6 protein-coding genes are annotated in these 11,881 nt (G+C 46.0%); all 6 read left to right on the plus strand.

The genetic code is table 11. The annotated features are described in order from the left end of the window. Positions 1-28 precede the first annotated feature (28 nt). The 6 genes from GWR21_RS21640 (at position 29) to GWR21_RS21665 (ending at position 11,870) form a co-directional block, all read left to right on the plus strand. Entirely contained in the window at positions 29-832 is an 804-nt protein-coding gene (locus GWR21_RS21640; RefSeq protein WP_162333763.1) for an ABC transporter ATP-binding protein, read from the plus strand. 65 nt (positions 833-897) lie between these two features. Next, on the plus strand, positions 898-1,779 hold the full coding sequence (sucD, locus tag GWR21_RS21645) for a succinate--CoA ligase subunit alpha (protein WP_162333764.1): 882 nt from the start codon (positions 898-900) through the stop codon (positions 1,777-1,779). A 221-nt stretch (positions 1,780-2,000) separates the two neighbouring features. Then, positions 2,001-8,123 carry an alpha-2-macroglobulin family protein gene (locus GWR21_RS21650; RefSeq protein ID WP_162333765.1) on the plus strand — a complete coding sequence of 2,041 codons (6,123 nt, stop codon included), beginning with the start codon at positions 2,001-2,003 and terminating at the stop codon, positions 8,121-8,123. Positions 8,124-8,237: 114 nt separating this feature from the next. Further along, positions 8,238-9,293, plus strand: coding sequence for an NAD(P)/FAD-dependent oxidoreductase (locus GWR21_RS21655; RefSeq protein WP_162333766.1), 1,056 nt, complete (start codon positions 8,238-8,240; stop codon positions 9,291-9,293). 88 nt (positions 9,294-9,381) lie between these two features. Then, on the plus strand, positions 9,382-11,130 hold the full coding sequence (gene aspS / locus GWR21_RS21660) for an aspartate--tRNA ligase (RefSeq protein ID WP_162333767.1): 1,749 nt from the start codon (positions 9,382-9,384) through the stop codon (positions 11,128-11,130). Positions 11,131-11,339: 209 nt separating this feature from the next. Further along, positions 11,340-11,870: a glucosaminidase domain-containing protein gene (locus GWR21_RS21665; protein WP_162333768.1), complete on the plus strand. Its 531-nt coding sequence runs from the start codon at positions 11,340-11,342 to the stop codon at positions 11,868-11,870. Positions 11,871-11,881 lie beyond the last annotated feature (11 nt).

The raw sequence follows: 11,881 nt of genomic DNA on the forward strand, positions 1-11,881 counted from the left end.
TAGTTCGGATCCTAATTCGTAATTGTTTATGATTGAATTGGTTAATATTAAGAAGGGCTTTGGTGATAAAATCATTCTGCCGGATGTTTCTGCGGTGATGGAGACCGGAAAGGTCAACCTGATCATCGGGAGCAGCGGCAGCGGAAAGACGGTGATGATGAAGTGTATGGTGGGACTGATGCCGGTGGACGAGGGTAAGATCCTCTATGATGGCAGGGATTTCACCAATATGAGTGACCATGAAAAGAAAGAGGTACGTCAGCAGATCGGAATGCTCTTCCAGGGATCTGCGCTTTTTGATAGTATGACAGTGGAACAGAATGTGATGTTTCCCCTGGAAATGTTCGGAAAAGGTAGCCATAGAGAGAAAAAGGACCGTGTCATGGAGTGCCTGGAGAGGGTACAGCTGAAGGACGCGGCTAAGAAATTCCCGGCCGAGATCAGTGGAGGGATGAAGAAAAGGGTAGGTATTGCCCGTGCTATCGTATTGAACCCCAAGTATTTATTCTGTGATGAACCTAACTCAGGTCTGGATCCGCAAACATCCCTGCTGATAGATAAGCTGATCAAGGAATTAACACTGGAGTACAAGATCACTACAGTTATTAATACGCATGATATGAATACCGTAATGGAAAGCGGTGACCATATCGTATATATGTATAAAGGTCGTAAACAGTGGGAGGGAAGTAATAAAGACATCATTTTCAGTAAAGATGAAAAGCTGAATGACTTTATATTTGCATCCGATTTCCTTCGGGATGCCAAGGAAATGAGGCAAACGGAGATGTTCCAGAGTCAGGATTGGCGTAATAAGTTAAAAAAAGATTGATTTGGAATTTGGGTTTAGGGCTTTAATTTTGCCGATATCTATTATAAAACAATAAACCAAGCGCGATGAGTGTTTTAGTTAATAAGAATAGCAAAGTGATTGTACAGGGTTTTACCGGTACAGAAGGCACTTTCCATGCCACACAGATGATAGAATATGGCACGCAGGTAGTAGGTGGCGTTACGCCGGGTAAAGGTGGCTCCAAGCACCTGGACCGTCCCGTATTCAACACTGTAGAAGATGCAGTAAAGGCTACAGGCGCTGATGTTTCTATCATTTTCGTACCACCAGGCTTCGCTGCAGATGCTATCATGGAAGCTGCTGAAGCTGGCATCGAACTGATCGTATGTATCACTGAAGGTATTCCTGTACAGGACATGATCAGGGCTAAAAACTTCCTGGTTGGCCGTAACAGCCGCCTGATCGGACCAAACTGCCCTGGTGTCATCACTGCTGAAGAGGCTAAAGTAGGTATCATGCCTGGTTTCATTTTCAAAAAAGGTAATATTGGTATCGTATCTAAATCCGGTACTTTAACATATGAAGCTGCTGATCAGGTAGTTAAAGCTGGTCTGGGTGTTTCTACCGCTATCGGTATCGGTGGAGACCCAATCATCGGTACACCAACCAAAGATGCGGTTGAACTGCTGATGAACGATCCTGAAACCGTTGGTATCATCATGATCGGTGAGATCGGTGGTAGCATGGAGGCTGACGCTGCAAAATGGATCAAAGAAAACGGTACTAAACCAGTAGTTGGTTTCATCGCTGGCCAGACCGCGCCTCCGGGCCGCCGTATGGGTCACGCTGGTGCAATCATCGGTGGTGCTGACGATACTGCAGCAGCTAAGATGAAGATCATGGCTGAGTGTGGTGTACACGTGGTAGAAAGCCCTGCTAACATTGGTAAGACAATGGCAGAAGTGTTGAAAGCTGTGAAAGCATAATAATCAATAGATTATGTAATATTGATCCTCCCGCGGTTGAACCCGTGGGAGGATTTTTTTTTCGCCCCGGACATATTTTTATTGACTTTTACACTGGAACCCTGTGGAATAGGAAGGCTTTATGCATCCTTTTCCCGAGATAAACAGAAATTAAAATGCTATCCCACATGCGTTTAATCGGAACTGCTTTCATTTTATTAATCCTAAGCTGTACAACTGCTATGGCACAGTTTAACTATGACTCCCACTGGAAGAAGATTCAGGAACTGGACGGGAAAAGTCTCTTCAGATCGGCTCTTCAGGAACTGGATATTATTTCAGAAATTGCTGTAAAACAGCAAAATGAGGCCCAGTTGCTTAAAACTTACATCTACAGGATCAAATACCTGGCTACCCTGGACGAAGAGGAAATCGGGCCGGAAAAGACCCGCGCCTGGAAGACGGCTTCCTTTTCTCCGACTGCCAGGGCTATCCTGAAAAGCATTCAGGCGGAAACCCTGTTGAGATACCTGCAGAATAACAGGTATGAGCTCTACAGCCGCACAGATGTGCAGGGCGATACGTCTATGGATGTATCTACCTGGAGTGAAGCCCGCCTCCACAGGGAGATCGCGGCGGCATATGATGCGTCTCTGAAGGATGCTGCACTGCTTAAAAAGACTGATATCAGTAAGTATGACGATATCCTGAAACAGGGTGCCGGCAATGGCCGTAAACTGCGTCCTACCTTATATGACCTGCTGGCACATCGTGCCCTGGAATACTATAAATCAGGAGAAAGCATGATCACCAGTCCGGAGAACCAGTTCGAGCTGGTAGACCAGGCAGCCTTTGCACCTGCACAGGTATTTATGCAGCATTCCTTCGCAACTGCTGATTCTTCCTCCCTGCAATACAAAGCGCTGGTACTGTTACAGGAACTGATGCGCTTACATGCGAATAATAAAACTGCCCTGCTGGATGTGGACCTGGAAAGGATGGCATATGTGAACGAAGTGGCTGTATTGCCAGAGAAAGAAGCGTCTTACCTGGCATTACTCACTGCTTCAGAGCAGGCATATGCCGGTGAGAAAGAAGTAACGGTGATCATTGCCAGACTTGCCTCACTCTACTATCAGGCCAGTCAGAATAACGGTACGTCTATCAATGGAATGTCTCCATCAGAAGCTGCCAGACATGCAAAAGCTTTAGCTGAAAAAGGTCTTGCACTCGCGCCCGGATCAATGGGTAGTGCCCAGTGCGCGGACCTGCTGACTACAATCACTACAAAACAGCTGCAACTCAAAACTGAACTGGTGAACCTCCCGGGCTTACCTTTCCGTTCACTCGTTACCTATCGTAATACCGATAAGATCTATTTAAGAGCAGTACCTATTGACGAATCATTCCGTAGTGCCCTGCGCGCAGCTCAGTATGACTATCGTGATACCACAAACCGTTACTGGCGTTTAATGCTGGAAAAGCAGCCGGTAAAGTCATGGGAACAGGCATTGCCTGGCACTGATGATTATCGCGAACATAACGCGGAAATAAAGGTGGATGCACTGCCTTTGGGCATGTATATTATCGTGGCGAGCGTAAAACAAAATTTCTCTCTGAAGGATAACCTGCTGGCAATACAGTTTGTACATGTGTCTAACATCAGTTACATATTGCGTGAGTATAATGAGAGTGATATCACTAACAGATTCTATACACTGCACCGCGGAACCGGACAGCCATTAGCAGGTACAAAACTGATGATCTGGTCGCAGGTAGGCTCCGGTCAGAAAGAAGTAAGCAAGGTAGAGCAAACATACACTGCTGGTAAGGATGGGGCGATAGACCTGACATGGCCTGCCAAGCGTGAGAATGTAAGATTGCAATGGGTAAACGGTGAAGATGACCTGTTCATCGATGAACACAAGTATGTATATAGTTATAAGTATCAGCAGCAGTCTGATGACCTGAAAGATAAGCATACCAGTTTCCTGTTTACAGACCGCGCTATTTATCGTCCCGGTCAAACGCTTTACTTCAAAGGCATCGTGTTAAGAAAAGAAGGGAAAACCAGTAGGGTGGTGGCGGACATGCCAGCTACCATACAGTTGTATGATGTAAATGGTGAACTCGTAGACAGTATGAAGGTGAGGTCCGGTGAATATGGTACTTATTCTGGCAAATTTACACTTCCTACCGGCCGTTTGAATGGTGAGTTCCATATTCAGGAAGCGAGTGGTGAAGGCCACACTGCTTTCAATGTAGAAGAGTATAAACGTCCAAAATTCTATGTGGAATTTGAGCCGGTACGTGGTACTTACCGTGTGAACGATTCTGTAAAAGTGACTGCGAAAGCATTGGCTTATGCAGGTAATAATATCGGTGGCGCAAAAGTAGAATACCGTGTGGTAAGAACTGCCCGTTTCCCTTATCCCTGGCTGATGTGGAGAATTCCGTATCGCAGCGATTCCCGTGAGATCACACATGGGGAGACAAAAACAGGTGCGGATGGTAGCTTTACTGTATCATTCGACGCAATACCTGACGGGAAAGTACCTGCATCATTGAAGCCGATCTTCTCGTATACTGTATCTGCTACGGTTACGGATATCAATGGGGAGACGCACAGTGAAGAGCAGTCAGTGAGTGCTGGTTATCAGGCATTGGAAGTAAATATCGGTTTGGCGAAAAGACTGCTGGCAAAAGACCTGGATTCAGTAAGGATCACCACACAGAACCTGAATGGTAACTTTGAGCCTGCTGATATTAACATCTCTGTGAGTCCGGTAAAGCGCCCCAACCGTTTATTAAGGTCCAGATACTGGGATAAACCTGATCAGTTTACTATATCGCAGGCGGAGTATGAAAATCTATTCCCACATGATGTGTATAATGATGAAGATAACGAGGAAAGCTGGACAAGAGAGAAAGCGGTGTTAAATGCGTCAGTAACGACAAATGAAAGGTCACGTATTGCGTTGGGCAAACAGCAATTAGCCGCTGGTTGGTATGAGCTGAATGTAAGTACTAAAGATAAGTACGGTCAGGAAGTGATACAGAAGCACTTATTTGAACTGGTTGATCTGGAAGCGAAGAAGCCGTCTTATCCTGTGTATCTGTGGCAATATGTAAGTGCAAAGAGCATAGAGCCAGGGGAGAAAAAACTGATCCGTATTGGTTCCTCTGCGAAGGATGTGCATGTATTGCAATTGTTCGCTCAGCAGGATAAGAAAGAAGCATTCAGTAGCTTCGGTGTTAATAATACCATTGAAAACAGGGATTATACCGCACAGGAAGCGGACAGAGGAAACGTCATGTTCCAGTACGCTTTTGTAAAGGATAACAGGATCTATACCCTGACAGAAACAGTGGCGGTACCATGGACTAACAAACAACTGGATATTACTATTGGTACACACCGTGATAAACTGTTACCGGGTGAGAAAGAGAAATGGCAGGTGAAGATCAGGGGATACAAAGGAGAGCAGGCGGCAGCTGAAATGTTAGCAACTATGTATGATGCATCCCTGGATGAGTTCCGTGAGCAATCCTGGTCTGCACCATCAGTATATCCTTACCTGTATAGCTATAAATACTGGACAGCAGCTGATAACTTTAAAGTACAGTATTCTATTGGCCGTGATGATATCAAACGTAAGAGAACGCCGGAGGCTAAGCCATTCTCTTATGATTATCTGAACTGGTTTGACTGGTATATGTCGGGTGCGTATATGTTACTAAATGATGCAAGTGGTAATAAACAGGAAGTAGATATCGTAGGATATGAGAACAGAAGGAGAATGGTGATGAAGCGTGGTAGGGTTGATGCAATGCGGGAAGCAGTGCCGATGGCAGCTCCGGTGGCTTCGCTTCAGGCTGGTTTATTGGAAGATGCTAAAGGTACAGGTGTAATCGAGCCACCTCCTCCTCCGGGAGCAAGCAATGATTTTGCTTTTAGTAAAATCCCGGGTGCTCCTGAAGCTACACAAGGTCAATCTGACAAACCGGCTGAAACTATTCAGCCACGTAAAAACTTCAACGAAACAGCCTTCTTCCTGCCGGATCTGCGCACAGATAAAGATGGTAATATCACTTTTGAGTTTACCGTTCCTGAGGCACTGACCCGCTGGAAATTCCTCTCACTGGCGCATACAAAAGATGCTGCATTTGGGACTGCTGAAACCAGCATTGTTACACAGAAACCACTGATGGTGCAGCCCAATGCACCGCGTTTTATGCGTGAAGGAGATAAGATTGAGTTCTCTGCCAAGATCAGCAACCTTGCTGATAGTACACTGAAAGGTGAAGCAAGACTCGAACTGCTGGATGCAACCACCATGCAACCTGTAGACGGCTGGTTCCAGAACCTGTTCCCAGTACAGCATTTCACGGTAGAGAAAGGGCAAAGTACAGCAGTGACTTTCCCGGTACAGATACCATTCAACTTTAACAGTTCTCTGGTATACCGCGTTGTTGCGGTATCTGGTAAGTATAGTGATGGCGAAGAGAACGCATTGCCGGTACTGACCAACACCATGCTCGTCACGGAAACATTGCCACTCTCCATGCGCGGCAATGGTACACGTACTTTCACCATGCCTAAACTGCTCAGCAGCGGATCATCGGAAACATTACATCAGCATTCCTTCACACTGGAATATACAGCTAACCCTGCATGGTATGCAGTACAGGCACTCCCTTATCTGATGGAGTATCCATATGAATGTTCTGAGCAGATCTTCAACAGGTACTATGCAAATACATTGGCTACACATATCGCGAATGTCGTACCTGGTGTAAAGACCACATTTGAAAAATGGCGTACTACTGATACAGCTGCATTGCAGAGTAACCTGCAAAAGAATGAGGAGCTGAAATCTGTATTACTGCAGGAGACACCATGGGTGCTGGAAGCCAAGAATGAATCTGAGCAGAAGAAACGTATCGCGCTGCTATTTGATCTGAAACGTATGATCAGTGAGCAGAAACGGGCGATTGAGCAGTTAAGGGAACGTCAGATGAGCAATGGTGCATTCCCATGGTTCAATGGTATGTCGGAAGACCGTTTTATTACACAGTACATCCTTTCCGGCTTAGGTCGTTTGAATGATGTAGGCGCGTTGACAGCGGAAGATGCTGTTGTTGCTGAGGATATCATCACGAATGGATTGAACTACATTGACAAAGCAACGGATGCATCCTATCATAACCTGAAGAAATCAAAGGTGGATATGAATGCGCAGCACATCGGATATCTGGAAACACATTATTTGTACACACGTAATCTGATGAAATCACAGGAGCTGCCTGGCGAGTTCAGAGAAGCCTATCAATACTACATTACCCAGGCGAAGAAATACTGGACAAAGATGGATATCTATCCGCAGGCAATGTTAGCGGTTGTATTCAACAGAAGCGGCGATGCTAAAACAGCAGCAGAGATCATCCGTTCACTGAAAGAACGTGCGATCATCAATCCTGAAACGGGTATGAGCTGGAAGGCACTGCGCGGTGGTTACTGGTGGTACGAAGCGCCGGTAGAAACCCAGGCGATGCTGATCGCCGCATTTAAAGAAGTGGGTAATGATTCAGCAGCCGTAGGCGATATGAAAACATGGTTACTGAAGAATAAACAGACCAACAGCTGGAGTACGACCAAAGCAACTGCTGACGCATGTTACGCGATGCTGCTAGGTGGTAGCAACTGGCTGGAAGTAACACCTGCTATCAGTATAAAAGCAGGTAATGCTACTGTAAGCAGTACTACTGAAAAGACGGAAGCAGGTACCGGATATTTCAAGAAACGTTTCAATACGACCGAAGTAAAACCTGATATGGGTACCATCGCTGTAACTGTAGAAGACAGCAAAGGACAACCATCATGGGGCGCTGCTTACTGGCAGTATTTTGAGCAACTGGATAAGATCACCAGTGCTGCTACTCCGCTGAAACTGGAAAAGGAGCTGTTCATTGAGAAGAATACTGGCGCTGGTCCTGTACTGACAGCGATCACTGATGGTAATACGCTGAAGGTGGGTAACCGTGTGAAAGTGCGTGTTGTGATGCGTGTAGATCGTGACATGGAATACGTTCACCTGAAAGATATGCGTGCCGCCTGCTTCGAACCAGAAAGCGTGCTGAGTGAATGTAAATGGCAGAATGGAGTAAGTTATTATGAAAGCACAAAAGATGCGAGTACCAATTTCTTCTTTAGTAGTCTGCCAAAAGGTACCTATGTGTTTGAATATACCTTGTTCGTTACTCACCAGGGTAACTTCAGCAATGGTATCAGCACCGCACAATGTATGTATGCACCGGAGTTCAGTGCACACAGCGAAGGTATCAGAGTGAAGGTGACGGAGTAAGTAAAAGTTTAGTGCGTTATAAAGCGGGTGTATCAAAAGTGATTTTGATGCACCCGCTTCTCTTTTATCCCTATATGAACCTGAATAGCAGGAAGGGTTGTATTTTGCGCCCAAATGAAAGTAGATTTTCTGATAATAGGCCAGGGCATTGCCGGTACTGTACTCAGTTATACACTGATGCAGGCAGGGCAGTCTGTACTGGTCATGGATGAATATAAAGCGAATAGTGCATCCCGGGTAGCAGCGGGCGTTGTTAATCCTGTATCTGGTCGCCGTTTTACAATAGCCTGGGAATACGATGCCATTTATCCGGTGGCAGTGAAGGTGTATCGGGAACTGGAAGCCTTGCTGGGAATACCTGTATTTAAAGAAAGAGATATTTACAACGTACTTCCTTCGGAGCAGCTGAAGCAGGCTTTTATGGAACGAACTGCCGGATTGTCCTATATGGAGGACCCCTCAGAGGAACGGATAGCACGTTATGGACAATGGCTGGACCAGCCATATGGTGCAGCTGTGGTGAAAGGAGGAACGGTGCTACTGAACGGTTTGCTGCCAGCCTGGCGTAATTATCTGAAAGAAAAAAGTAGCCTGCTGGACGAAAGGATAGACCTCTCCAGGATTGTAACTAATACTGACGGCGTCACTTATGGGGATATCTCCGCCCGTTACCTGGTCTTTTGTGAAGGGGCAGCTACTGTTCATAATCCCTGGTTTAACTACATCCCCTTTCTGCTGAACAAGGGAGAGGTGCTGCAGGTGCAAATCCCTGGTTTTTCCACACCTGATATTATAAAAAGAAGTGTCGCCCTGGTACCGCAGGGAGATGATACCTATTGGGTAGGGTCAACCTTTGCGTGGGATTTCCCGGATGAGGCGCCTACTGCAGATAAGCGTGAGTTCCTCGAGAAAGGATTGCAGCAATTAGTTAAGGTGTCGTACACCGTGCTGGACCAGCTGGCAGCAGTGCGTCCTTCGGGTACAGACCGTCGTCCGATCATAGGATTGCACCCGGAATCGCCGGTTTTAGGTATATTTAACGGCCTTGGTACCAAAGGATCGTCTCTGGCACCAGCTATGGCAGCGGAATTTGCAGCACATTTACTGCAAAAGGAGCCGCTACGGCCGGATACAGACATTAAACGGTTTTTTAACAGGTATAAGGGCTAGAAATGCTGATGGCAAACAGTATCTTTGCCGACCGTTTGGGCCTCTCGACCCCCGGAAAACAAAAAGTTGAACTTTATAATATAATTATATGTACAGAACGCACACTTGCGGCGAGCTACGACTGGAGCATCAGGGCACACAGGTATCAATGTCTGGCTGGGTTCAGACTATCAGGAAATTCGGAAGTATCACATTTGTGGACCTGCGCGACCGCTATGGCGTCACGCAGCTGTTGCTGGGAGAATCTTTCAATGCCCAGCTGGACGCGCAGCCTCTTGGCCGTGAGTTCGTTTTACAGGCAAAAGGTACCGTGACGGAGCGTTCTAATAAAAATCCAAATATGCCTACCGGTGATATTGAGATCACCGTAAGTGAGCTGAATATATTAAATGCGGCTAAGACGCCTCCTTTCACCATCCAGGATGATACTGATGGTGGAGACGAGTTGCGTATGAAATACCGTTACCTTGACTTGCGCCGTAACATCGTAAAGCAGAACCTTGAGCTGCGCTACCGTGTGAACAGGGCTGCACGTAACTATCTGGATAGCAGAGGGTTCATGGATATTGAAACTCCTTTCCTGATCAAATCTACGCCGGAAGGTGCACGCGATTTCGTCGTGCCTAGCCGTATGAATGCCAACGAGTTCTACGCATTACCACAATCTCCGCAAACCTTTAAGCAGCTGCTGATGGTGAGTGGTTATGACAGATACTACCAGATCGTAAAGTGTTTCCGCGATGAGGACTTACGTGCTGATCGTCAGCCGGAGTTCACCCAGATCGACTGTGAAATGAGCTTTGTTGATCAGGAAGACATCCTGACCAATTTTGAGGATATGCTGAAACATATCTTCATGGAGATCAAGGGTATCAGCTTCGAAGGACAGTTCCCACGTATGACCTGGGATGACGCTATGGAGTTCTATGGTAATGATAAGCCAGACATCCGCTTTGATATGAAACTGGTGAACTTCAATAGTATCGCTAAAGGCAACAACTTCAAAGTGTTTGACGACGCAGAGCTGGTTGTAGCGATCTGTGCAAAAGGTTGTGCGGAGTACACCCGTAAGCAGCTGGATGAACTGACAGAATGGGTTAAACGCCCTCAGATCGGTATGAGTGGTCTGATTTATGCGAGATATAATGCTGATGGAACAATAAAAAGCTCTGTAGATAAGTTCTTTGACGAAGAGAAGCTGAAGGGCTGGGCGGAAAAATGCCAGGCAGAACCAGGTGACCTGATCCTGGTATTAGCAGGCAAGGAAGAACGTACCCGTAAGGCAATGAGTGAGTTACGTCTGGAAATGGGCGAACGTCTGGGGCTGAGAGACAAAAATGTATTTAAGCCACTGTGGGTGATTGACTTCCCGCTGTTTGAATACGCAGAAGAGGAAAACCGCTGGGTAGCCCGCCACCATCCATTTACATCTCCTAAACCGGAACATATTGAATGGATGAATGATCTGTCAAAATATGCAGACATCAAGGCGAATGCTTACGATATCGTACTGAACGGTACAGAAGTGGGCGGTGGCTCCATCCGTATCTTCCAGCGTGATCTGCAGGAGAAAATGTTTGCAGCATTGGGCATGAGCGCTGAAGAAGCAGACCATAAATTTGGCTTCCTCCTGGGTGCCTTTGAATACGGCGCACCACCGCATGGAGGTATTGCCTTCGGTTTTGACCGCCTGTGTTCGTTGCTGGGTGGAAGTGAAACAATACGAGATTTCATAGCATTCCCTAAGAATAATTCCGGTCGTGATGTCATGCTGGATGCGCCTAGCGCTATTGATCAGGCTCAGTTGAATGAGCTTAAGATCGGCCTGGTTAAATAGGCTGGCACGGAATTTGACTATGTGGGTGGCACAAAGAACTGAATCCCCCTTGATGCTGATAAAACGGTGTTAAGGGGGATTGGTGCTAACTAAAAGAGTACCATAATCGACAGGGGTTTAATTTAGAATAGATTATTAAATTTTAACAAGTTATAGTCATATTGTACAAATATTTCAACTATATTGCCAAAACTAAACACAATTCTACCATGACATCTAAGAAAATGTTCAGCGGGGGATGGTTTTGTGCAATGCTGGGTATACTTTTGCTGATAGGCAACACTGCCTACTCGCAACGTTCCGTAACGAATTATATGACAAAGTATAAGCCGACGGCTATACGTATCATGAATGAGACGGGTATACCAGCAAGTGTGATATTGGGAGTGGCTATGCTGGAATCCGGAATGGGGACAAGTAAGAATGCAAAATACTTACATAATCATTTCGGGATAGTAGGACGAAACACCCTGCACAAAAAGAAAGGAGTGACTTACCGCTCCAGGTATAAAGAGTTCGCCAGCTCGGAAGCATCGTTCGATTACTTTGCCAACATGGTGAAAAAGAAAAAATGGTTCCCGATGTTGAAAGGGAATACCGAATATAAGCTCTGGCTCAAACACATGAATCATGGTGGATATTCTTCTGCCGGTCATGAGTGGGTGAAAAGAGTAACAAGTATGATCAGTCGCTATAAATTGTACAAACTGGATGAGCATATGGCATATACGGGGAGTTAATTTATAGTCTG

The sequence above is a fragment of the Chitinophaga agri genome (assembly GCF_010093065.1).
Lineage (GTDB): Bacteria > Bacteroidota > Bacteroidia > Chitinophagales > Chitinophagaceae > Chitinophaga > Chitinophaga agri.

Coding starts and splice junctions, on each gene's coding strand:
- GWR21_RS21650 (WP_162333765.1), top strand. CDS start 2,001: ATGGCACAGTTTAACTATGACTCCCACTGGAAGAAGATTCAGGAACTG.
- GWR21_RS21665 (WP_162333768.1), top strand. CDS start 11,340: ATGACATCTAAGAAAATGTTCAGCGGGGGATGGTTTTGTGCAATGCTG.
- aspS (WP_162333767.1), top strand. CDS start 9,382: ATGTACAGAACGCACACTTGCGGCGAGCTACGACTGGAGCATCAGGGC.
- sucD (WP_162333764.1), top strand. CDS start 898: ATGAGTGTTTTAGTTAATAAGAATAGCAAAGTGATTGTACAGGGTTTT.
- GWR21_RS21640 (WP_162333763.1), top strand. CDS start 29: ATGATTGAATTGGTTAATATTAAGAAGGGCTTTGGTGATAAAATCATT.
- GWR21_RS21655 (WP_162333766.1), top strand. CDS start 8,238: ATGAAAGTAGATTTTCTGATAATAGGCCAGGGCATTGCCGGTACTGTA.